This window comes from Clostridium sp. BNL1100, assembly GCF_000244875.1.
Taxonomy (GTDB): Bacteria; Bacillota; Clostridia; order Acetivibrionales; family DSM-1351; genus Ruminiclostridium.
In genome coordinates this window covers 243,507-266,402 of record NC_016791.1, presented here as the reverse complement: position 1 = coordinate 266,402, position 22,896 = coordinate 243,507, and the positions used below count along the sequence as shown (strand labels likewise).

Annotated in this window: 22 protein-coding genes, 1 tRNA gene and 1 pseudogene; 7 read left to right on the top strand and 17 right to left on the bottom strand. The window is 35.6% G+C overall.

All coding sequences use genetic code 11. The annotated features are described in order from the left end of the window. Positions 1-12: 12 nt before the first annotated feature. Positions 13-1,338, bottom strand: a complete 1,326-nt coding sequence (gene nagZ, locus CLO1100_RS01220; protein WP_014311944.1) for a beta-N-acetylhexosaminidase — start codon at positions 1,336-1,338, stop codon at positions 13-15. A 113-nt stretch (positions 1,339-1,451) separates the two neighbouring features. Beyond that, entirely contained in the window at positions 1,452-2,051 is a 600-nt protein-coding gene (locus CLO1100_RS01215; protein ID WP_014311943.1) for a DUF4352 domain-containing protein, read from the bottom strand. A 184-nt stretch (positions 2,052-2,235) separates the two neighbouring features. Here CLO1100_RS01215 and CLO1100_RS01210 point away from each other — a divergent pair, with 184 nt between their 5' ends. From CLO1100_RS01210 to CLO1100_RS01200, 3 genes are all read left to right on the top strand, one after another. Beyond that, on the top strand, positions 2,236-2,781 hold the full coding sequence (locus CLO1100_RS01210) for an RNA polymerase sigma factor (RefSeq protein ID WP_014311942.1): 546 nt from the start codon (positions 2,236-2,238) through the stop codon (positions 2,779-2,781). Beyond that, the gene (locus CLO1100_RS01205; RefSeq protein ID WP_014311941.1) at positions 2,778-3,458 is read left to right on the top strand and encodes a DUF4367 domain-containing protein; all 681 of its coding nucleotides are present in this window, start codon (positions 2,778-2,780) and stop codon (positions 3,456-3,458) included. Before CLO1100_RS01210 ends, CLO1100_RS01205 begins: the two co-directional genes overlap by 4 nt. Before the next feature lie 82 nt (positions 3,459-3,540). Beyond that, positions 3,541-3,975 (top strand): hypothetical protein, encoded by a 435-nt coding sequence (locus CLO1100_RS01200; RefSeq protein WP_014311940.1) that lies wholly within the window; start codon positions 3,541-3,543, stop codon positions 3,973-3,975. A 600-nt stretch (positions 3,976-4,575) separates the two neighbouring features. On the opposite strand, the gene CLO1100_RS01195 is transcribed toward CLO1100_RS01200, so the two are convergent. From CLO1100_RS01195 to CLO1100_RS01175, 5 genes are all read right to left on the bottom strand, one after another. Next, positions 4,576-5,739: an ammonium transporter gene (locus tag CLO1100_RS01195; protein WP_014311939.1), complete on the bottom strand. Its 1,164-nt coding sequence runs from the start codon at positions 5,737-5,739 to the stop codon at positions 4,576-4,578. A gap of 309 nt (positions 5,740-6,048) precedes the next feature. Next, positions 6,049-6,140: transfer RNA gene (locus CLO1100_RS01190), tRNA-Ser, on the bottom strand. A 250-nt stretch (positions 6,141-6,390) separates the two neighbouring features. After that, a complete protein-coding gene (locus CLO1100_RS01185) occupies positions 6,391-7,044 on the bottom strand; it encodes an ABC-2 transporter permease (RefSeq protein WP_014311938.1) in 654 nt (217 codons plus the stop codon). Continuing rightward, positions 7,037-7,897, bottom strand: coding sequence for an ABC transporter ATP-binding protein (locus CLO1100_RS01180; RefSeq protein WP_014311937.1), 861 nt, complete (start codon positions 7,895-7,897; stop codon positions 7,037-7,039). Before CLO1100_RS01180 ends, CLO1100_RS01185 begins: the two co-directional genes overlap by 8 nt. Beyond that, positions 7,890-8,273, bottom strand: a complete 384-nt coding sequence (locus tag CLO1100_RS01175) for a GntR family transcriptional regulator (RefSeq protein ID WP_014311936.1) — start codon at positions 8,271-8,273, stop codon at positions 7,890-7,892. The genes CLO1100_RS01180 and CLO1100_RS01175 overlap by 8 nt, the downstream gene beginning before the upstream one ends. Before the next feature lie 185 nt (positions 8,274-8,458). Between CLO1100_RS01175 and CLO1100_RS01170 the strand changes: the two genes are divergently transcribed. Next, a complete protein-coding gene (locus CLO1100_RS01170; protein WP_014311935.1) occupies positions 8,459-9,070 on the top strand; it encodes an AAA family ATPase in 612 nt (203 codons plus the stop codon). Between the two features lie 470 nt (positions 9,071-9,540). On the opposite strand, the gene CLO1100_RS01165 is transcribed toward CLO1100_RS01170, so the two are convergent. Together CLO1100_RS01165 and CLO1100_RS01160 are read right to left on the bottom strand one after the other, a co-directional pair. Next, on the bottom strand, positions 9,541-9,951 hold the full coding sequence (locus tag CLO1100_RS01165; RefSeq protein ID WP_014311934.1) for a hypothetical protein: 411 nt from the start codon (positions 9,949-9,951) through the stop codon (positions 9,541-9,543). Beyond that, positions 9,948-10,151, bottom strand: coding sequence for a helix-turn-helix transcriptional regulator (locus tag CLO1100_RS01160; protein WP_014311933.1), 204 nt, complete (start codon positions 10,149-10,151; stop codon positions 9,948-9,950). The genes CLO1100_RS01165 and CLO1100_RS01160 overlap by 4 nt, the downstream gene beginning before the upstream one ends. A 327-nt stretch (positions 10,152-10,478) precedes the next feature. On the opposite strand from CLO1100_RS01160, the gene CLO1100_RS01155 reads away from it, so the two are divergent. Continuing rightward, the gene (locus CLO1100_RS01155; protein WP_014311932.1) at positions 10,479-11,747 is read left to right on the top strand and encodes a phosphoglycerate kinase; all 1,269 of its coding nucleotides are present in this window, start codon (positions 10,479-10,481) and stop codon (positions 11,745-11,747) included. A gap of 93 nt (positions 11,748-11,840) precedes the next feature. On the opposite strand, the gene CLO1100_RS01150 is transcribed toward CLO1100_RS01155, so the two are convergent. The 6 genes and pseudogenes from CLO1100_RS01150 to CLO1100_RS01125 form a co-directional block, all read right to left on the bottom strand. Next, a complete protein-coding gene (locus CLO1100_RS01150) occupies positions 11,841-12,479 on the bottom strand; it encodes a class I SAM-dependent methyltransferase (RefSeq protein ID WP_014311931.1) in 639 nt (212 codons plus the stop codon). Between the two features lie 45 nt (positions 12,480-12,524). Then, the gene (locus CLO1100_RS01145) at positions 12,525-14,033 is read right to left on the bottom strand and encodes an AraC family transcriptional regulator (RefSeq protein ID WP_014311930.1); all 1,509 of its coding nucleotides are present in this window, start codon (positions 14,031-14,033) and stop codon (positions 12,525-12,527) included. A gap of 168 nt (positions 14,034-14,201) precedes the next feature. Next, positions 14,202-15,101, bottom strand: a complete 900-nt coding sequence (locus tag CLO1100_RS01140) for a M23 family metallopeptidase (RefSeq protein WP_014311929.1) — start codon at positions 15,099-15,101, stop codon at positions 14,202-14,204. A 26-nt stretch (positions 15,102-15,127) separates the two neighbouring features. Beyond that, positions 15,128-15,331, bottom strand: a complete 204-nt coding sequence (locus CLO1100_RS01135; protein ID WP_014311928.1) for a helix-turn-helix transcriptional regulator — start codon at positions 15,329-15,331, stop codon at positions 15,128-15,130. 2 nt (positions 15,332-15,333) lie between these two features. Next, positions 15,334-15,651 (bottom strand): annotated as a pseudogene (locus tag CLO1100_RS01130) (DUF3796 domain-containing protein); the annotation flags it as partial. Between the two features lie 379 nt (positions 15,652-16,030). Continuing rightward, on the bottom strand, positions 16,031-16,612 hold the full coding sequence (locus CLO1100_RS01125; RefSeq protein ID WP_014311926.1) for a nitroreductase family protein: 582 nt from the start codon (positions 16,610-16,612) through the stop codon (positions 16,031-16,033). A gap of 456 nt (positions 16,613-17,068) precedes the next feature. Here CLO1100_RS01125 and CLO1100_RS01120 point away from each other — a divergent pair, with 456 nt between their 5' ends. After that, entirely contained in the window at positions 17,069-18,211 is a 1,143-nt protein-coding gene (locus CLO1100_RS01120; RefSeq protein WP_242836653.1) for a DNA cytosine methyltransferase, read from the top strand. On the opposite strand, the gene CLO1100_RS01115 is transcribed toward CLO1100_RS01120, so the two are convergent. Continuing rightward, the gene (locus tag CLO1100_RS01115) at positions 18,212-19,129 is read right to left on the bottom strand and encodes a hypothetical protein (RefSeq protein ID WP_014311924.1); all 918 of its coding nucleotides are present in this window, start codon (positions 19,127-19,129) and stop codon (positions 18,212-18,214) included. 257 nt (positions 19,130-19,386) lie between these two features. Here CLO1100_RS01115 and CLO1100_RS01110 point away from each other — a divergent pair, with 257 nt between their 5' ends. Then, a complete protein-coding gene (locus tag CLO1100_RS01110; protein ID WP_014311923.1) occupies positions 19,387-21,408 on the top strand; it encodes a thioredoxin domain-containing protein in 2,022 nt (673 codons plus the stop codon). A gap of 80 nt (positions 21,409-21,488) precedes the next feature. On the opposite strand, the gene uxaC is transcribed toward CLO1100_RS01110, so the two are convergent. Beyond that, on the bottom strand, positions 21,489-22,880 hold the full coding sequence (gene uxaC / locus CLO1100_RS01105) for a glucuronate isomerase (RefSeq protein WP_014311922.1): 1,392 nt from the start codon (positions 22,878-22,880) through the stop codon (positions 21,489-21,491). Positions 22,881-22,896 lie beyond the last annotated feature (16 nt).

Sequence of the window (22,896 nt, the reverse complement as noted above, 5' to 3'; positions counted from 1 at the left end):
TTACAAAATATGCTATTTTAGCAAAGCTCTGATTTTGTCATTTATGGACTTAGGATCTACTGCATTTGCAGGATCATCAGTAATTTCGTGTTCCTGCTTTAGCCGCAGTATCCTTGTAACACTCTGGTCAATCCGGTCCAAAGGCAACTGTCCCGACTGAGCGGCATTTTTCAGAGCAGAAATTACTGCCTTCTGTTTATCATAATCATGGCACACTAGGACTATATCACTTCCCGCAAGTATAGACTTTACTGCCGCCTGACCGATATTATAGTTCTTTACTATTGCCCCCATTGTAAAATCATCTGTAATAACAACCCCATCATAATTCATCTCTGTTCTAAGTATGTCAGAAATGATGGTTCTGGAGAAAGACGCCGGGTTTTCAGGATCTATTTTGGGTAACAGTATATGTGCTACCATTACTGCCTCCGCCCCATTTTCTATTGCATCAGCAAAAGGTCTTAACTCAAAGTTTCTAAGCCTTTTTAAATCATTATTAACCCTTGGAAGTCCCACATGTGAATCCGTCGACGTATCACCATGACCGGGAAAATGCTTTACAACGGGAATAATGTTTTGTGACTGCAAGCCCTGCATGGTCTGAATTCCAAGTTTACTCACCAAATCCGGAGCTGTTCCGAAAGATCTGTCACCTATAACTGGATTCTTTGGATTGCTGTTAATGTCAAGGACAGGTGCAAAATCCATGTTCATTCCAAAGGATTTAAGTTCTTCACCAATTATACTGCCCACTTGGTGTGACACAGAACTGTTATTGAGTTTACCGATGGTTTTATTTGAAGGAATTTTAAGAAATTCGTCGGGGAGTCTGGAAACTCTTCCTCCCTCTTCATCTACTGAAAGAAATAAAGGTACCTTGTTTGCCCGATTTATACTTTTTAACGAATTCAACAATCCAAGCATCTGGTTGGAATTCTGTATATTACTTTTAAAGAGGATAAATCCTCCCACATTATTTTCTTCAATCATTTGCCTTGCATGTTCATCTGCCACATATCCATCTATACCAACTATCACCATCTGACCGATTTTTTCATCCAGGCTCATACTCATAATCTGTTCCTTAAGTTTATCACTTTCTTGAACAGGTTCCCCTGAAGTATTAGCGGGTGTAGATGTAGATGTTGTCGCAGTATTGGTTTGATAAGAGGTATCTACCCCCATATCTTTATCGTCGCTCCCACGGTTGTAGTGGTTATCACGACTGTAAAGCAGAGCTGCATACCCTGACACAACTGTTAAGGCTGCCATAAAAATTACTATAAATATTGTTAAAAACTTTCTGCGTCTGTTCCTATATCTGGTTTTACGCACAAAAACCCCTCCTTGATTGCTATATAGATGCCTTTTAGAATCCATAATATATCATATTATAATTATATACCAGCATCTATTTAAAATAGCTTTAGGGGTAATATGCTTAAAATCTAGTAGAGTATTACCGGAGAACGACCATCTCCTGCGGGCCCTTGAATAATCAGTCTCAAGCCTTTTGTGACTTTTGGTATTTCAAATGCAATGCCTCCCCTGAACTCAGAAGATGCCGCTAAATGCCTGTCCAGTTGTTCCATATTTTCATCATCAAGACAAGAAAGAGCTCCCAGCGACGTATTATTATAGGATGTTCCAAACCTGTCTGTAAGATCGAACATTGTTTCTGAACTTATAGCTGCTGTTTTCTTTGAATTATTTTTTACGGTAATATCAATCAGCAAAAAAGTTCTTCCTTCGTCGGCTTCAAATAGTTCTGATTTGTCGCATTTTTTATATGCATTTACAATATAATCCAAACCTTTTACGGTTACGCTTTTATCTACTATTATCCAATCCTCGTTTTCCACGCTTGTTTTATGTGATTTTTTTATGTCTGAATCTACGCTTGGTATGTTATCGTCTATTAAACTGTCATGTGTAGTTATTGCGGATGATGATGCTAATGAATTGTCTTTAGAATTTGATACTGATTCGCAAGCACATAGTGCTGAAATGATAACGGCAGCAAAAAATAATAAAAAACTCCTTTTCATAAATTGTCCTCATTGTTATGCCTTAATGTAATTTTCACCCATTTTTAAAGCTCGTTACATATTACACCATAATATGTAATATGTCAATAAAAGATATATGAATTTTAACATTGTAAAAATTACTAAAATATTGTAAATTTAGTATGCTTATTCACATTTTAACAAGTAAATTGGAGGGATTATTTTGCTGGAATTCTTTCTATCAGTTCTGGAGACAGAAGACGAGAGAAATAAATTTACTGCTCTTTATACATATTATGAGAGTGCAATGTACAATGTTGCATTCAGTATTCTCAGGGATCGCTATCTTGCAGAGGACGCTGTACATGATGCACTGTTAAAGATTATAAATTATATTCCTGATATTTCAGATATTAAATGTCACAAAACAAGGGCTTTAATCGTTATTATTATCAAAAGCACGGCCATAGATATTTATCGCAAGCGAGACAAACAGTTTACAAATGAAAAGACTGAGCTGCCCGAGGAGGCTGATACAGGCGAATTACCTCTAGATCATATTATTGCTGACGAAAGTTTTAACGAACTGAAGATGAAACTTAATAAGTTGAATAAGGAGTATCTGGACATTGTTATGCTAAAGCATTTATATGATTTGTCAAACAATGAAATCGCAGATGTCCTATGTATTTCGGGCGACGCTGTACGACAACGTCTAAGTCGGGCTAAAAAGGCCATCAGAAAAATAATTGAGGAGGAAAATAAATGAGTTCAACAAAGACGTTGCAGGACGTTTTGATATCTGTTGCAAAAGATACCCAAAAAAATTTATCATCTGAATTGGATCGATATACGTACCCTTCGCACAAGTTCTCAAGAAGCTATACAAAACGTAAAAAGCTGATCCTCAGGTCACATGAAGAGTTTTTACCTATTAATAGTTTCAGAAAACGGATTCTCATTCCCATAGTTATCATCATTACTATTTTAACGTGTGCGATGAGTGTTCCTGCAATCCGTGAACCGGTGATTACCTTTATTGTTAACGTTTATAATGAGATGACCGACTTCATTATAAGGTCAGATAGCAACGAAATTCAGGTAACCACCAATGATTTTAGATTGAATTATGTTCCCGAAAATTATACTTTGGAAGATACACAGATAGCTGCAAATATAAAAACAGAGGCCTATAAGGATAATTCAGGCCATAGTTTTGCTTTTACGCTGGAATATTACAGAAAGGGAATAAATTTTTCAATGGATACTGAAAATGCAAAAGTAACCGAAACTAAAATACAAGGCCTGAAAACTGTAATTTCAGAAAAAAGTACCGGTGTAAATATTGCAGTTTTTGATAATAAAAGACATCAAATTTGGAACTTAACAGGAAATATAGATTATGATGTTGCATTAAAAATTGTACATAATGTCAAAATAAAATAATTTTTTAAAAAAATTACATTTATGTGTCACAAATGCCCTCTTTTATTCGTTATATATGTAAATGAGAGAGGGGGGTTGTTTTATGAAATACGGTTTTCATAAATATTTTATTGTGTTGCTCTGTGCATTTTGTCTGGTGATACCTTTGTCAGCTAGTTCAGCATATGCATCAGACGACATGGAAATAGGAGCTCAGCCTTTAAGTCTGTATATAAGTTCTACATCGGAAAATGTAAGTATATCCGATGGTATTGCAACTTGTTCTTCATCCGTTAGAGCAACTACAAACGTAACAGAAGTAATTATTGAAGCAAAGCTTCAGAAATATCAAAATAACAGTTGGGTTACTCAGGAGACATTTACAGAAATCTCTTATACTTACTATGGTGCTTTAAGCAGAACATGTGCTGTAGATCACGGATACTCATACAGGTTGGTTACTACTTATCAAGCTGTGATAAATGGTGTATCAGTGGAAACTGTAAACAAGACATACAATTATGGACTGTATTTGTAATTTCTCATTTGCAGGTATTTAGATTAGCTATGATATATGATTTTCTTTATCTGGATTATTTTGGGTGGTAAGAATTAATCGTATTTTATATGTAATCAACTATGTTATTTTTTTCACATCAAGGTAGGCATAGCTTTTGTAGTAAAATATTAAAGAAGGATAAGGTGATCATTAGAACCCCATATTGCAGAGTGTATTATCGTCGGGCGGTCAGTTGTTGAAACATTTGCAGCTGTCGCATAATCCAGCTGAAGCATCCTTGGTTATGACATCTAGACAAAGCTGGATGAAAAAAGACTCAAGTTAGAATATAAAAATTTATACCTCAGTTTTGTATAATCCCGATTTTATTTTCACTTGATCGACGTAAATTCATTTTAAACTATTCATTCTACTTTAATATAACTTTGTGAATGTATTAAATATTGTGTATTTTAGAAATCATTTAGTCAGGTTTGCTATATTTTTTAATTTGGCTTACCACCCAAAATAGTCCAGATAGGAAGGTCTTAATTTCATATGCGTTACATGCGCAAACTTCAAAAAGAATATGACATACGTTAAATAACCGTATGGCATATTCTTTTTTTGTAAGATTACTTATGCAGCTTCTTCAAATTCATCCGCATCTTCGTATACTGCTTCCTTGGAACCTGTCAGGCGAATTATGTTTCCGGATATGATACCTCCCACAAATGCCAGTACAACAGTAAATACGATACCGGCTACCTGTGCTTTAGCTGCCTCAGGCACAATAAATATTGCAATTATTCCGCCCAGCAAACCAGGCATACCATGCAGATTGTGAACCCCACATGTATCTACCATCTTTAAAAGCTTTTGCAGTTTAGGCTGTATTACAGTGTACCCTACAACACATATTGCTCCGGCTAAAAGTCCTATCAAAAAGGCAATCGGTGCACTTACCAAATTACAGGTTGCTCCTATTGCTACCCCTCCCGCAAGGCTGGCGTTTGCAATATCAGCAATAGCAGGCTTTCCTTTTCTGAATAATGCACTGAATAAATATGTAATCACTGTTGCTCCACACAGGGCAAGAACAGTATTAACTACTGTTTGCTCAAATTGTTCCGTAGGTACTATGGCACTGCAGAAGCTGGGCCAAAATATCCAAAGCACCATTGAGCCCAGCATGGAGAACCTGTCTGAGGAAGCATCGCTTTCAATAGGATGGTCCATATGTTTTTGTTTCGTCAGTGCTATAGCAAGGCCCAATCCGAAATATGCACCAAACGCATGGATAACTATAGAACCTGCTGCATCCACAAAGCCCTTTGTTATTCCAAGGCCTCCATCCAGAACCAGCCATTCATTAATCATATAAATAGGAACAAGAAATACCGAAATGAGGGCATATTGATAGAGACGGAGTCTTCCAAGCACTGCACCCATTGAAATAAGTGCGGCTGCAACTGCAAATTCCGCCAATAATAAACCTTTGATTGTTTGAGGATTAACTGATTCTAAAGAAAGGGCTCCTGTATACCTTAGCAACAGGTAAAGAGGAATTCCGGCACCAACAACCAAATATGTTCCGGTTGTTGCACTGTAGCCGTATTTTTTAACAAATACCATTAGAAATCCAAAACCTACCAATAACATTGCTAAAATATTGATTGAAAAGTTGTACTGCTGAACCTGCCTTATGCCATCAACTGCTTCGTTGGCGCTTGCAAAAGCACTAAAAGGCATAAACAGAGTTAAAATAAAACCTGACAAAAGAACAAATAAACCTTTTTTCATTATTCTACCCCTTTGTAAAATATTTTTATTAAGTTTTGAAACAAAAAACGTTCACAAAACAGTAACGATACTGTTTTGTGAACGCCATTGTTCGCAACAAAATAATATACTATTAGGATAAATATGTCAATAAAAATGAAGGAAAATAATCTCAAAATTTCAGTTTTTTTATGATATATGATTAATTTATGATGTTTTTTACAAATAGTTTGCAAGTTTAATGATTTGGGGTTTCACTTCAAGGCCAGTGTATTTCTTCATAAAGAAAGCACGCACCTTTTGTATTGTACAAAATTATGCGTGCTTTTGTGGCGGAGAAGAAGAGATTTGAACTCTTGCACGGCTATTAACCGCCTACCGCATTTCGAGTGCGGACCCTTCAACCACTTGGGTACTTCTCCACGGAATACATGTAATATTGTACACGTAAACCCAAATGGTTTCAAGCTTTTTTCCTGACATAATTTCTTCACAAAATTTCAATAAAATAGTCATAATTTTAAGTTATGCTAATTCATAAGCATAAGAGAGGTGTATCAGTCGGACTCGCCCTTTTGGACGGAGCCCTGTGCTTCTACTTTTGCTATACATCCTTTTGCCCGGGTTGCAGTAACAATTATTCTATAAGTAGATGCAGCCCGGCGTTTTATTTTATTCCAACCTGCAGAATATTTTTTGTGATATCCCTACTGATATACAGTACACCAGTATACCAAACAAAATACTGATTACAAGCAATCCATACGGATTATTTAGTATTGCTATAGAGGACAGTTCTGCCAGCTTATCAGGACTCATTCTTTTTGCTACTTCACTTATTGAGAAAATCCCTAGAAAAGGAATAAATGAAAAGAATCTTCCCTTTATACCTCCATATTTAAAGAAAAACGGCAACTGTATTGAAGTAAAGAAAGAGTAAGTTATAAGGCCTATGCTAATCCCGATTAAAATATCGCTGGATGTAAAATTAACCTTTAATATAGTCAATATCATAGCGTTTGCGGATACTCCTATCAAATTCAAAATTATTCCTTCTATAATTATAAAAAAGTACTTGCCGCTAACAATATCATTTCGGCTTATGGGAAGAAGACCGTAAAGTCTCCCAAGGTCATTCTTTTCGGCAACTGAGAAGGTATATCCCGAGGTCATTGCCATCATACACATACAGAATAGAGTACCTGAAATTACATCCTTCATGGTAAACATTATTATTAACGGAGACACCAGTGCAATTAGTATAATTTTTATATAAGGCTTTATTAATGCAAAATCCAGTTTTGCAATCTTTAAAATGTTAGTCATTGCCTCTACCCCCTCTGTTTGTAAAAACAATTATATCGTCAATGGAAACAGGTTCACAGGCTAGGTTTCCGTAAAACCTTAAGTCCTCGGTTTTAATTAAACCCTCAAAACCTGTGGAATATTTCCTTATTCCAATCATTTTACTTTCCTGTTCAGTGGTAATATCATTTTTACCGCCCTTTACTATTCTGAAGCCGTCAATAAATTCATCCTTGGTTCCTGTGTAAAATAGGGACCCCTGATTAATAAAAGTAATGTAATCAGCAATCTTATCAAGGTCTGATGTTATATGTGTGGAAAATAATATACTTCTTTTGCCGTCTTCTATGAACTCTGTCATTATATCAAGAAGCTCGTCTCTTGCTACCGGATCCAGTCCGCTTGTTGGTTCGTCGAGGATCAAAAGCCTTGCATCGTGGGATAATGCACACGATATCATCAGCTTCATCTGCATTCCTCTTGACAGGTCTTTTACCTTTTTATCAGGGCTAAGTCCAAATTTGCTTATAAAGGATTTATACTTAGATGAATCCCAAGTACTGTAAAACATACCTACATAGCGCTCAACTTCTTTTACAGTCCAATCCTGAACAAAATAGTTCGTGTCAAATACTGCACCTATACTTTCCTTAATCCTGTACTGTTCAGCAACACTATCCAATCCCAGAATCTTTATATCTCCGGATGTTTTTTGTATCATGTTGAGCATAAGCTTGATAGTAGTGGTTTTCCCGGCACCGTTAGGCCCTACCAGACCCATAATATATCCTTGGGGTAAAGAAAAGCTGATATTGCTTAGTTTAAAACTATCAAAGTTTTTACATAGATTTCTTATTTCTATATCATTATTCATATCCCTCATCCTCCATAAGAATTTTCAGCATTTTAACAAGATCCTCTTCTGATACTTCCGCCCTTCTGGCAGACTTTATGGCAGCAGACAGATTTTCCTCTATATCCCTTAAAAGCTGTTCCCGAATCAGTTCAGAGCCTCTCCCCAGCACATAGCACCCTTTGCCCTGTACGTTGGTGACATAGCCCTCCTGCTCCAACTCAGTGTATGCTCTGGTCGTCGTAAGCACGCTGATTTTCAGCTCCTTTGCAAGCTGTCTCAATGACGGCAACAATTGGTTTTCTTCAATTTCACCCGACAGGATTGAACTTTTTATCTGTTCTTTTATCTGTTCGTATATGGGTACCCCAGATGTATTGGAAATTATGATTTTCAATTTTCCCTCCTGCTTATTACTTTTGCGACTCTAAATGTTATTATTGTTACTACTGTTATTGTTGTTACATATACAGTATATACACATCACTATAAGGTGTCAAGAGCAAAAAAACTTGTGTTTTTATTATATTTGTATTAATAGTACAATATAGATACAGTAAGCATTAAAATTAGGAGAAGTATATGAGACAAATATATTATATCGGAGGTTCCCCTTGCTGTGGGAAAAGTACAGTTGCGGAATTGATAGCCAAGAAATATAACTTTCAATATTTCAAAGTAGACGACTTATTAGAGGTTTATATTAATAAAGGTGCAAAGCTGGGAAAACCTTTATTATCTAAAATATCAGAGATGTCATTAGATAAAATATGGCTAAGGGAGCCGGAGGTTCAAAACCTTGAAGAACAATATATTTATAACGAAATGTTTGAATTTATTCTGGAGGATTTAAATAAGCTGAACAATGATGTTCCAATCATAACAGAAGGTGCAGCATTTTTGCCGAATTTAATGAGTAAAAGTGGAGTAGGAAAGTCAAATTACATATGTATTGTTCCGACAAATGAATTTCAGTATGAAAAGTATTCACAAAGGCCGTGGGTTATGCAATATTTAGAGGGATGCAGCAACAAGGAACTTGCTTTTGAAAACTGGATGAAAAGGGATTACCTGTTTGCGGACACGGTGTTAAAAGAAGCATTGAAACTCGGATATTCAACATTGGTTGTAGATGGAAAGAGAACTATAGATGAAAATTTAGATATCATTGAAGAAGTATTTAAGTTCAAATAACAAATATAATTTTGTTGTTTTTGCATCAAACAAGTGCGTGTAGGGTTACACCTGTCCGCACTTGTTAATTTTCTAATAACGATGATTCTAACAATATGGAATGCTTTATATTATCGTGTATAATGAACGGAATCCATGTTTGAGCAATGAGTATAAAGACTCCACTGAATATAAAGACTTCTACGATAAATATGCCGAGAATATAAAAAATCTGTAAAATTTACTGTCTCCTCAAGCATATAAGCTGTTTTTGGAGCTTGACCGCTTATATGTAAAACTATCATCCTGCACTCAAAATACCTTTTATAAACAGAGATTTTTTGATTGTCGGACAGTTTTTAAGTTTTTGAACAAATAGTGCTTTAACTAAAGCTATAGTACGTCTTATTTATTAAAAAAATGAAACCCTGGATAAAACTAACGTATACGACAAGGTGTCAGGATTGCAGAAATATGCACTTCAAGTGAAATCAATATTTTTTATGATAGATGAAAACAAATGTGAAATACATAATAGCCATAAAGAATAAAGTTACAGTTAGAAATTTAAGAAGGGTTATTTTTATTATATTATACAAAATGACTGCTACAAATATATACCAATATGAAACCCAGAATGCGGAATGACCTGCCTTTGTATTAATAAAAATATTTCTCTCCTCATTCTCGAGCTCAATATTCTTTTTCATTTCGGGCTTTTTCCTAGCATATTTATATAGTACCATTACCCCTATTCCTGTAGGAAGAAACCCTGCTGTTAAACCAGTCATAAGCTCTTTCTGGTATCCAAATATAAACCCCGTTATTGCTGCTATTAGTCCTATAATTATAAATAACTGTGAAAATAGAAGTTCTTTCTTTATATACTTTTCAATACTCATAATAACTCCTCCTCAAATACAAAGATATCTTCAATTGTCAATTTAAAAACTTTTGCAATTTTATATGCTAGAAAAATGGATGGATTATATTTTCCATTTTCCAAAGATATAATTGTTTGCCTTGACACATTTACTTTGTCTGCAAGATATTGCTGAGTAAAACCACATTGCTCCCTTAAATCCTTTATTTTGTTTTTCAATCATATATGCTCCTTTCTACTTTAGGTATGTAAAGTTAGCTTTACACTATTAATATAATACAATTCTATTGGTATGTCAAGTTCACTTTACATTAAAATATTTTTATCTATTAAACCCACATATAAAACTAATTCTGCTTATAAAAATTTATAACCAGTTCTTTTTTTACGTCCCAAAATTTATAGAGCTACATAAAACACAGCCTTCTATATTTGACCATATGGAAAATTATTGATACTATTCATATAGCTTACATTTTGAAACATAGGCCTCGAAAGCGGTTTGTGTTTTTTGAGCAAACTAATAAATAATTAAGGAGGTTATACATGAGTATATCGAAAAAAACAGTCAAGGATATTAGCTTGACGGGTAAAAAAATTATTATGCGAGTCGACTTTAACGTACCCATGAAAGATGGTATTGTTCAAGACGATACCCGAATCAAGGCGGCTCTGCCCACAATCAAGTATATTTTGGACCGAAATGTAACCGGGCTTATCCTAATGAGTCATCTCGGCGATCCAAAAAAAGATAGCCAGAAAGCCCGTGACAAAGCTGCAGCCGAGGGCAAGACCTTTGATGAGGAGGCATATTTAGCTGGCAAACACAAATTAGCTCCTGTAGCAGATTATTTTTCAAAATTGTTGGGAAAACCTGTTCAGTTTGCGTCTAGCTGTTTAGGAGAAGAAACCAAAGCCAAAGCAGATTCACTCAAGGATGGCGAAGTTCTCATGCTGGAAAATACCCGTTTCTACAAGGAAGAAACCAGTAAGGAAGCATCTGAACGAGAAAAAATGGCAAAGGAGCTGGCGTCCTACGCTGACATTTATGTAAATGATGCATTCGGAACTGCTCACAGAGCTCATGCCTCAACAGAGACTATCGCACAATATCTTCCGGCAGTTGCAGGATTTCTGATGGAAAAAGAACTGGTATATCTTCAGGAGAAAGTTGTAAATGATGCGGCAAAACCCTTCGTCGCTATCATTGGGGGAGCTAAAGTTTCATCCAAGCTTGCAGTTCTCGAAAGCCTGCTAAACAAAGCTGATGCACTGATCATCGGCGGTTCAATGGCTTATACGTTCCTAAAAGCCAAAGGTATCGCTACCGGGGCATCTCTGGTAGAAGATGATATGCTTGATACGGCTAAGATCATAATCGCTAAAGCAGAGTCCAAAGGTTCAGGGATATACCTTCCTATAGACCATGTTGTTGCCAAAAAAATGAGTTCTGATGCTACTACGGAAATAACTTCTGATGTCAGTATTTCGGGTGATTGGAAAGGCTTTGATATAGGACCGAAGTCAATAGAGCTATTCAACAAAGTACTCTCCACAGCTAAAACTGTTTTTTGGAACGGTCCTGTGGGAGTTTTTGAAATGCCTAATTTTGCAAAAGGCACCTTTGCTTTAGCTCAAACTATTGCTGGCTTAAACGATGCATGTACCGTTATTGGCGGAGGCGATAGCGTTTCTGCCGTAAATAAGGCAGGACTTGCTAATAAAATGTCGCATATTTCCACGGGTGGAGGTGCTTCACTTGAACTTGTAGAAGGCAAAACCCTTCCCGGCGTTGCAGCACTCCAGAACAAATAACATAAAGAGCTATAAAAAATGTTACAGAGGTCTGGTTCCGGTTTTCTGTCGAAATCAGACCTTTTAGTTTCTATTTATTGCATATTTATTTTACTACTTTTGCTTATAAAAATTTATAACTGGTCCAACTTCCAGGTAATCAAACGGCATCTCACCGTTCAATTTCTTCCAATGATACGGGCTGTGATAATAGTCGAAGTGAACTGCTCCATCAATACTTTCGTAATACTGAAATCCATAATTCTCAACTTCAGTAATCAGCCTACCAAGAGAGTATTTTCTCCTTTTTCCACTTGAATCCCTAAGATATTCACATTCAAACGGCGCTATAGAAAGAATCCCATTTGGTTTTAATACCCTTTTGGCTTCCTCAAACATCTTAAATCTTATCGGTAACTTCTCCTGTGTGTTGCCGTGAATAAAGTCATACATTAATATCATATCAGAATAGCAATCAGGAAAATCAATCGAAAGAGACCCATCTGCCTTGACAAGGTATACGTTTGTTATGGAATGAGTCTCTATTTTGTTATGTACAATTTCCAACATTTTTTTATTCTTGTCAACAGAGTATATAGTGCTATGCTTATTCGAAAGTGCCAAAGAAATAGTATATTCCCCATAACCACACCCAAAATCAATAAATACAGAGTTATCCGGTAATTTCATTTTATGAAACAAGTATACCCCATCTTCTACTTGCCACTTTTCAATACGTTCATGTATATTCATACATCCCTCACTTTCAACGAACTAATGCTTATACGAAATAAGTTCTTATACCTTGCAAATTAAGGTTTTTAATTCATCACAAGCCTTGGCCTCACTCCGCTGTGCCAGTTTAATTAAAGAAACAATTTGCATTCTGATTTCTTTATCAGCAAATTTTTGCACTGCATCCTCACCGCCAAAGCCTCCTAGTATATTTGACATTTTTGTTACACTATCAGCTACTGCATTAAGGTACCCTGCACAATTTCTGCATTCATTTGACACTTCCGGATTTGTTTCTCCTATCCAGTTTATATATCCTGCCGCATATGAGCGGCCTTCACCAACCATTGTTACAGCATCACCAAAACACATCATACGCTCTATTAATAAAGAAAGCTGTGTTTGTTTTGAGAAATTTAAATCATCTGCCATAGCACTGGCCCATGCAGAGTATGCTTTTTGTCCTCCGAAATATGTACCACATTCCTCCACCCGGATTGTATCTGTAGTCAGCAAATAGTAAGCATTTTCAAGCAACTCTTTCATTGAAGACATTACGGAGATTTCTTCGCCAATTGACATAACTGCTTCTGTATTTTCCCACCATTTATTGCAGATAAAATACCCCGATTCATCAAAAGTAACGTTTTCTGAAAACTCCATATTATCTTGAAACAAACTCCACCCTAATATAGTTTCACAATTATCTTTGTAACCTGTTATGATGCTGGCTTCAGGTGGACCAACAACTCCAAGGGCAATCACCGGACGTCCCTCATCAATTTCTGACTTAATGAGATTAATAAAATCTTTCCTGCTATATGAATAGGAATCTTTATTTAGAATTTTAAACTTTCTCCCTACTGCTTTAAATGCCAGTTCAAATGGCATTAACTTTTTTTCATAGATATTTCTAATATCAACAGCACTTAAATCCCAACCATTTACATTCCATCTTAATCTAAATGATGCACCCGATGCTGCCATAATATATGAATAATGGACATTTTGACCCATATAATCCAAGACAGCCTGTAAGCACATAGGAAATGGAGTACCTTGCCAACCACCGCCAATATTACGTCCATAATACACTTTAGGTACACCATAAAGAATACAACTATCCTGCGTTTTAAAAGTTTTACTCATAAAATCAACCTCCGATAAATTTTGAAGGACAGATTTTTGATCAAGATTTAAAATAGCCGGAGCATATACACCCAAACAAATATGCTTTCTTCCACACACAAGTCCAGACTTTTTAAACTCTGATGGCCTGATACCTGTTTCACGCTTAAAAGCCCGAGTAAAAGTATCATAGTTATCAAAGCCATATTCGAAAGCTATTGTTGTCAGGCTTTTTGGTGTCGATACTATTTCAAGAGCACAATTAGCAATCTTTCGAATCATAATGTAATGCGACAAAGACATGTTGGTTCGTATCTTAAATATTCCTCTTATGTGGCGATAAGTGAAGTTTAAGGTTTTTTCGAGTTCTGCAAAATCAAGCTTCTGCTTTATTCGTTGCTCTATAAAAGTTATAATTGTGCATATTTCAATAAAATAATCCAAATTCTATCCTCCTTCTGATTATTACTTCCGGAAGTGATTTTATTTTACAGTAATCTGAGTATCATTACTCGACGTTTTTGACAGTCTAGAAGCTATAATTTTACACATCAATATTTAAGTAACATTCAAAAAAATAAGGAAGTGAATTCATAACCAGCCTAATAAATTTTAATTATGATTTTTAACAGTTTGGCCTCTGTGAATACTCCTTATTTCAGCCTTATTAAAATCTGCAAATGGTACTCTACTTTCTTCAATATTGAGAGGTCGGGAGTCATATAATTTGTAATTATCATTCTCAGTAATTGTAATATCACTAAAATGAATTGGCAACCCAGCAGATGCAAAAAAATTCTTACCATCTTGTATTTGAAAATGAATATGAGGTTCGCTGCTATTACCTGAATTACCACATCTGGCAACAATTTCACCCCGTTTAACTTTTTGGCCTGCTGCAACAAGGATGCTTTTGGGCATGATATGTGCAATAGTGCTGTACTGATTTCCGTCATGTTTAAGCATTATATAGTTTCCACGGATATCTCTGGCACTGCAGTCCACCGTACCATCTGCATAAACCTTACTGTCAGCGTATTTATCACACACACTAACCACTTCACCATCAGCAGGTGAAATGATGTTCATTCCATAACAATAGTAATTCTCAACTGATTTACCATCCCCTGTATGAGACTTTCCGTGTTGGTCTATAACTGAAAAATCATATGCATATCTCTGGGGCAAAATATACCACGAATGTGATACACTTTTATCAAGGCCACCATTGACTACACTACACTCCCTCTCAAAAGGTAAAATATATTCGATTTTACAATTGTGATTATTTGGAGATGGTAAGCAAAAGTCATGAGAAATATATGTAACCGGTATAGAAAACACTTGCTTAATACTTTGAAAAGTGACTGGCAAATTATAAAATATTTCAATCAACCCTAATAGCATAACGAGCCAAAATAACTTTAAATATGGATTACCTAATATAACTCCAATTAACCCAATTAGCCCCAGCCATTTTATTCTGCCAATTATAATTAAAAACTTATGCAAATGAGTCACCCCCAAAATATAGTTAGTTAATCATCAATTATTTGAAACATATCATCAACTGTAGTATTAAACACTTTCGCTATATCGAATGCCAATTTTAAAGACGGATTATATTTACCATTCTCAAGATGACCTATTGTTTCTCTTCTTACACCAACTAAAGCCGCCAGTTCTTCCTGTTTCATATTTGTTTTTGCTCTGTATTCTTTAATTTTTGTTTTGATTATCATATTTAATCTTGTCTACTTTCTATATATTCATAAGTCATTAGAAGAATTGTGAAAACAATCATAGAAACAATAAAACTTATTATCAGTCCCATTGATAATATCAAATTTAGTTTGATTATTGCAGTAAGGACAATTGTCATTGCTGTTACCGTTACAGATATAAAGAAAGCAGGAGTTGCTGCTTTTTTTACATTATCCTTAAATAACTCATCAGGTATAATAGTGAAATATCTAAAATATATCAGAAATCCGAAAAACCCCAGAAAAGCCTTGTTATCTGTAATAAAACCCAATATGCCTAATAATCCTAATAATCCAAAATACCCAAACTTATTCTTCGTATATAAAACCCCTCTCTTTTTATACTCATTTTAGATGCTCAAGTTTCCCACAGTATTTTGTATACCCTATCGGTGCAGAATCTCTTATATTCTGGAAACATTTGTTAATCCCTCATTTAAACTTAAACTAATTTACTGTAAGCTTTTCTCACACATGCTGAGGGAAAATCGGTATCGCAAAATACTATTTTGGTAAAGCCATGTTATATATTTATAACTTCATGTTACAAATATATAACATAAATTCTTAATAATCAAGTACTATTTTTGATACAAAGAAACAAGAAAATTTAGAAAATTGGTATTGAAGACTCGATAACCATTGAAAAGTAATTACAATGCGCCAGTATTTGCTTCATTATTCAAACTTATTATAAAATACAACCTCATCAAAACTCTTTTTATCTGTTACCTTTTCATTATTAACCGGATAACCGAAAGCAATAATCTCGGAAGCAATATAAGGTTTAGGCAGGCTTAGAAACTGTGTAAGTTTATCAACATCAAAATAAGAAATCCATGTTGACCCCAATCCATGTTCTAATGCTGCCATGACCATATGCGTTCCAGGAATTTTTGTTTGGTGTTCCTCCATATGTAGTTTTGTATAAATCTCATCGTCCATATTATCTATTATTTCAGCAATTCCCGGAAAACGCGCTTTTTGAATACCTCTGCCGCCAAGTGATTTGTCTACATTGTACGTACATAGAACAATCAGAAAGCTAGCCGTTTTTATCCACTTCTGATTATAAGCTATGTCAGCTATTTCATTAATCAGTCCCTTATTTGTTATCAATCCGAATTTCCACGGCTGTTGGTTTCCACCAGATGGTGACAACCTCCCGGCTTCAAGAACATAATTAGTAACTTCTTCCGGAACCTCTTCTCCTGTAAAGTTTCTTACACTTTTTCGCTTTTTAAGTAAATCCAGTATCATATTGATCATCCTTTCAAGAATAATTCTAAACAGAAAAGCCTAAGATTTACTCTACGACTTTACCTTCTTCTCCATGGTCGCATAAGCGTTATGATTTTACCACACTAAGCCTACCCGTAAGTATTCTATCAAGCCATTATATGTTATATAGTATCACTATTTGGTATTTAAATAAATATTACTCATGCTCTTAGTTTCTAACCTTTCTCCTGCTTGACTATAACGGACCAGAAAACTTTACAATTTTTATTCGAATTCAGCTACACAGCATTTGAAGGTTATTGATGAAAGAATAATGAACAATTTTGGTTTTCCATCTTTAACTAAATCATTGACAAGAACACCTGTTCTTTTATATAATAATATAGTATGAACAAGTGTTTTAATTTACTTTTAAACTGTTTTCTTGTAAAATGCTTATATCTATAAAATACAAAAGCAATGGGGTGTAATAATTTGTCAGGTAAAAGTACTGCTTTAAATGACCAATTAAGTATATTGCCAGATTTATCTGATATAAAAAATAAGGATAAAAACATAAATGAATGTAAAGTTATTCCTTTTAAATTTATTGATGTTAAAATACCTCTTCCATCAGATAAAGTCTTTACTGTAGTATCCCTATTTAGTGGTTGTGGTGGCAAAGACTTGGGTTTTAGAGGCGATTTTGCAGTATTTGGCAAACATTATGAGAGGAATAATTTTAACATTATATGGGCAAATGATATTGAAAGCCATGCCTGTGAAACTTATAAACATAATTTCAAGCATGATATTGTATGTAATGATATAAAGAATGTTGATATAAATACAATTCCAAAAGCTGATATTGTAATAGGTGGATTTCCTTGCCAGGATTTTAGTATTGCAGGGTTGAGAAAGGGTTTATCTTCTGAAAGAGGTCAACTTTATTTAGAAATGAAAAGAGTAATTGAACATTGTCAACCTTTGGCTTTTATTGCTGAAAATGTTGAAGGTCTTACAAATATAAATGGTAGTAATGAGACAATAGAACTAATAAAAGAGGACTTTGCTAAATGTGGCTACAATGTTACTTATAACCTCTTTCATGCTACAGATTATGGAGTACCACAGACAAGAAAAAGGGTGTTTATAATTGGTATTAGAGAAGATTTACATAAGACTATTTATCTTCCTAAACCTGACAGAGACCAGTTTTCAAAAGATAGGCCTTGGATGACTGCTAAGGAAGCTATCGATGATTTGTGGGGTAAATTGGATGCACCTAACATATTCAATCATACTTTAAAGGATGTATCTAGAGCCAAATTCTATGAAGGAAAGAAACTACAAGGTAATTGCAGGATTTCAGCAGATAAGCCTTCTGTAACTATAAGAGCTGAGCATCATGGAAATATTGAAGGACATTATAGAACTACAAAACCAGAAAATCCAGATGATATTACAGGTTGGAGAAGATTATCTGTCAGGGAATGTGCACGAATACAAACATTCCCTGATGATTTTGAATTTAAAGGTGCTGCAACATATACATATAAGCAGATTGGAAATGCTGTTCCTCCTGTCCTTGGATGGTACATTGCAAGGGCATTATATCTCTCATTAATAAAAGAATAATTAGTCTTTTGTTAGTCTCTCTATTCTGTTCTTAAGATTTGCTTTTTGTTGTGGATTTAAACTTTCATAAAAGTCAATGAACTTCAATGCAAACTTTCTTAGAGTATTGTTAAACCAAGGTTCATTGGCTTTTGTTGTATTTGCTTTTAGAACTTCTACCCATCTATCAGCTAAATAATTCTGCCAATCACCTAATAGTTGATGTTTTGCCACACAATCTGAATAGGAAAGATTATATACTATACTATTTTCTCTTATTGTCCTGTTTGCACTATTCCATTCTTCCAATTCATTATATGAAACCTGTGGTCTTGGACTTCTATCTGGGAATTGTACTTTTGAGTTAATAGTATTTATGTATTGACCTGTGGTAACACTAACCCCTCTGTTATTATGTTTTACAAATATCACCCACTCTAAAGGATTGACCTGCTGAACACTTGAACCTGGGATTGAGTTGTTCTTTGTAGATTTTAATTCTACAGATTCGAAGTATGTTTTCCCTTGCCCATCTCTAATAATAAAGTATAAATCCGGATTTGTGTAAACAGATGTTTTTGACTCTGTTATCATCCTTTTAAGATCATCAGTTATTTCCTCTGGAAGCAAAACATCAGTAATTATAATATCAGAATAATCCCCATATCTGAATGACTGTGTGTGCTCTTTTCCTACTTCATCAATTTCTCTAATAACTAAAGTGTTATTATCCTTACCTGTTGGTATTCTTGTAAGATGTTGCAATATGAAACCCTTTAAATATTCCTTTAAAGGTCTATCTGTATTTGCTTCATCCATCTGGAAGCTTATTTCAAGCATCTTCTCATTAAATTGCCCTATTAGGTTTTCCAACTCATACATGAAAATGTGAAAGAATATATCCATTCTAACTTGTGAACTATTTCCGTTTTTCGCCATGTTTTTGTACCCCTTTAACAGGAATATTTTAACAAACAAAGTCCGGAATGTCTACTCATTTGCAAAAAAACAGATAGTAATGCTCGCATTAAAAGAAGGAAAAAGTTATTACAAAATGAATGTCATAACTAAAAAATGAAATAGTATCCCTTTTTTATTGTCATTTTCAATCTGAATATATAACTACCTTATTTGAAATACTAATTTTGTGGTAAATATAGTAGCAAGACTATAAAATTATAAAGGAAGTGATGCCCATGCCAACAAATAATAAAATGCCCAACAAACTAATTCAAGAAAAATCTCCATATCTCCTCCAACACGCACATAACCCTGTTGACTGGTATCCGTGGGGCCCGGAGGCTTTTTCACGAGCCGCAGGAGAAGACAAACCTATTTTTCTAAGCATAGGCTACAGCACATGTCATTGGTGTCATGTAATGGAACGTGAATCCTTTGAGGATGAAGATGTAGCACACATATTGAACCGAGATTTCATATGTATAAAGGTTGACCGTGAAGAAAGACCTGATATAGACAGCATTTACATGTCTGTCTGTCAGGCATTAACCGGCCACGGCGGATGGCCTCTCACAGTATTTCTTACCCCTGACAGGCAGCCGTTTTATGCCGGAACGTATTTTCCGAAAGAAGACAGTAGAGGCTTTATGGGGCTTATGTCTCTGCTTGGGTCAGTAAAAGAAGCATGGGACAACAAAAGAGATAAACTACTAGAATCAGCCAAAAGCATCATAGAGCATGTAAGTCAGGAAAAAGTCTCTGATGAAGCGAAAATTTCAAAAGACATTATACATGAGGCATTTAAACATTTTAAATATAATTTTGACAGTAAATACGGCGGTTTCGGAACCTCTCCCAAATTCCCCTCCCCCCACACGCTGCTCTTTTTGCTTAGATATTGGTACACCGAAAAAGAGCCTTTTGCACTTGAAATGGTTGAGAAAACTCTTGAATCAATGAAAAATGGTGGAATTTTCGATCACATTGGCTTTGGATTCAGCAGATACTCAACAGACAAAAAGTGGCTTGTCCCCCATTTTGAAAAAATGCTGTATGACAATGCACTTTTAGCTATAGCATACGGAGAAGCTTTTTCTGCAACCGGAAACAAAAACTACGAAGAAACTGCCAGACAGATACTTGACTATGTACAACGGGATATGACCTCTCAATTCGGAGCTTTTTATTCTGCCGAAGATGCCGATTCAGAGGGTGTTGAAGGCAAGTTTTATATTTGGTCACGAGAGGAAGCAATTGACGTTCTTGGGTCAAAAGACGCTGAGGAGTATTGCAGATTATTCGATATAACATCCTCAGGCAACTTTGAAGGTCTGAACATACCAAACCTTATTAATTCAGGGACTTTAACCGAACAGCAAAAGAGCTTTGCAGAGGACTGTCGTAAAAAACTCTTTAGCCACAGAGAAAAAAGAATCCACCCATACAAAGATGACAAGGTTCTGACATCTTGGAACGGGCTTATGACAGCAGCAATGGCTTATTGCGGCAGGATTTTCGGGGAAGACAGGTACATTGAATCGGCTAAAAGGTGCGTTGATTTCATATATAAAAAACTTATTAGAACTGACGGACGTTTGCTGGCACGCTACCGTGACGGAGAAGCAGTTTTTCCTGCTTACCTCGAAGATTATGCATTCCTTGTCTGGGGATTGCTTGAACTATACGAGGCTACGTTTACAACCATTTATCTAAAAAGAGCCTTAAAACTGACAGATGCAATGTTAAATCTCTTTGGAGAAAATAATTCTGCAGGACTATTTTTATACGGCCACGATTCTGAACAACTTATATCGCGGCCAAGAGAAAGCTATGATGGTGCAATTCCTTCCGGAAACTCTGTTGCAGCAATGAATCTGCTGCGATTAGCAAGAATAACCGGTCATCATGAATATGAAAACAGAGCAAAAGCCATAATGGATTTCTTCAGTAATCAGGTTGAAGTAGCCCCCACCGGGCACAGTTACATGCTTTGCAGTTACATGTATTCTGTTTCTGATGTATCCTCTGAGGTAGTTATAGCAGGAGCAAACGGCAAGGAATTGGTAGATACTATTAATCGCAAATATTTACCCTTTGCTGTAGCCATCTCAAATATATCACCGGAGCTTACTGAAATCGCTCCTTATGTTGGAGACTATAAGGCACAGAATGGCAAGACTGCAGCCTATGTATGCCGGAACTTTTCCTGTATGGAGCCTATTACAGAGGCAGAGAAGCTGGCTGAGGTTTTATCTTAGGCATATAACTTTCAACATATAAAGAGGGTTATTTTATCTCAATCTTGGATAAAATAACCCTCTAACTTTTTAAACTAACCTTATATACCCAGATACCGTACTATATTCTTATAGCATATTCCTTCAACAATTTCTCCCAGTATTGCATCATCATCAGCAAATTCTCTCTTGTCAACAAGGTCACCTACAAATGAACACAGAATCCTTCTGAAGTAATCGTGTCTTACATAAGACAGAAAGCTTCTGGAGTCAGTAAGCATTCCTACAAAGTATGCCAACATGCCCTGGTCTGCAACAGCTTTAAGGTGGGCCGTTATGCCTTCCTTGTGGTCATTGAACCACCATGCTGCCCCGAACTGAACCTTTCCGGGAACACCATCCTCCGTAAAGCAGTGTGGAAGGGATGACAAAACCAGATTATCCTTGGCATTTAGTGTATATAATATTGTCTTAGGCAGTGAATTCTTTTTATCCATGTCATTGAGGAGCTTTGCCAAAGGTTCAGCAATCTGGAAATCGTTCATGATATCAAACCCTGAATCAACTCCAGCCTTTTTCAGCATGGTATCATTGATACTTCTGATAGCTCCAATATGCAGCTGCATTGCCCATCCGGCTTCCTTATATGCTTCTGCTAAAACGCAAAGAGTATACAGCTTATATTTTTCTGCCTCCTCAACGGATACAGGCACTCCAGTAAGTTTCTTTTCGAATATGTTGCCAGCTTCATCAAAGTCCGTAGGCAAATAAACAAGACTTTCAAGTGAGTGATCTGACAGAACACAGCCAGCCCGTCTGAAAAATTCAATTCTGTTTTTCAGAGCAGCTAATAAATCCTTATAAGCTATAATCTTTATATTTGAAGAAGTCTCGAGTCTTTTTATGTATTCAACGAAGTTGTCATTTAGTATTTTTAGTGCATTATCCGGTCTGAAAGTAGGTAAAACCGCAAATCCTTTGTCAGTTTTCTTTCCCAGCAGTAAATGATAATCAAGGGAGTCAACCGGGTCGTCCGTAGTGCAAATGAGCTTTACATTGGAAGACCTTATCATTTTCACAGGAGAAAGCTTATCCTCCTTTATTTTTGCATTGCAGTGATCGTATATTTTATCTGCATTGCTTTCCTTTAGAACTTCACTTACTCCGAAGTAAGTCTCCAACTCCATATTAGCCCAATGGTAAAGGGGACTTCCTATAAGCCTTTCACAGGTTTTTGCCCACATTTTAAATTTGGTACGTCCGTCACCATTTCCCGTTATATATTCCTCAGGCACTCCGGCAAAACGCATTGTTCTCCATTTATAATGATCATATCCCAACCAGATTGATGATATATCCGTAAAAGTCTCATCTTCATAAATCTCTTTTGCGGAAAGATGACAGTGATAGTCGTAAACCGGCGCATCTTTAGCAAAACGTTCATATAAAGATTTAGCTGTTTTGCCATTTAAAATAAAATTATTGCTTAACAAATACTACACCCCCGTA

What these genes read in the sequence shown, in the direction of transcription:
- CLO1100_RS01165 (WP_014311934.1), bottom strand. Translation starts at nt 9,951, where the DNA reads ATGAGTATTGAAAAGTATATAAAGAAAGAACTTCTATTTTCACAGTTA.
- CLO1100_RS01200 (WP_014311940.1), top strand. Translation starts at nt 3,541, where the DNA reads ATGAAATACGGTTTTCATAAATATTTTATTGTGTTGCTCTGTGCATTT.
- CLO1100_RS01150 (WP_014311931.1), bottom strand. Translation starts at nt 12,479, where the DNA reads ATGAATATACATGAACGTATTGAAAAGTGGCAAGTAGAAGATGGGGTA.
- CLO1100_RS01215 (WP_014311943.1), bottom strand. Translation starts at nt 2,051, where the DNA reads ATGAAAAGGAGTTTTTTATTATTTTTTGCTGCCGTTATCATTTCAGCA.
- CLO1100_RS01180 (WP_014311937.1), bottom strand. Translation starts at nt 7,897, where the DNA reads ATGAATAATGATATAGAAATAAGAAATCTATGTAAAAACTTTGATAGT.
- CLO1100_RS01110 (WP_014311923.1), top strand. Translation starts at nt 19,387, where the DNA reads ATGCCAACAAATAATAAAATGCCCAACAAACTAATTCAAGAAAAATCT.
- CLO1100_RS01195 (WP_014311939.1), bottom strand. Translation starts at nt 5,739, where the DNA reads ATGAAAAAAGGTTTATTTGTTCTTTTGTCAGGTTTTATTTTAACTCTG.
- CLO1100_RS01125 (WP_014311926.1), bottom strand. Translation starts at nt 16,612, where the DNA reads ATGATACTGGATTTACTTAAAAAGCGAAAAAGTGTAAGAAACTTTACA.
- CLO1100_RS01155 (WP_014311932.1), top strand. Translation starts at nt 10,479, where the DNA reads ATGAGTATATCGAAAAAAACAGTCAAGGATATTAGCTTGACGGGTAAA.
- CLO1100_RS01205 (WP_014311941.1), top strand. Translation starts at nt 2,778, where the DNA reads ATGAGTTCAACAAAGACGTTGCAGGACGTTTTGATATCTGTTGCAAAA.
- CLO1100_RS01135 (WP_014311928.1), bottom strand. Translation starts at nt 15,331, where the DNA reads ATGATAATCAAAACAAAAATTAAAGAATACAGAGCAAAAACAAATATG.
- CLO1100_RS01115 (WP_014311924.1), bottom strand. Translation starts at nt 19,129, where the DNA reads ATGGCGAAAAACGGAAATAGTTCACAAGTTAGAATGGATATATTCTTT.
- CLO1100_RS01185 (WP_014311938.1), bottom strand. Translation starts at nt 7,044, where the DNA reads ATGACTAACATTTTAAAGATTGCAAAACTGGATTTTGCATTAATAAAG.
- CLO1100_RS01170 (WP_014311935.1), top strand. Translation starts at nt 8,459, where the DNA reads ATGAGACAAATATATTATATCGGAGGTTCCCCTTGCTGTGGGAAAAGT.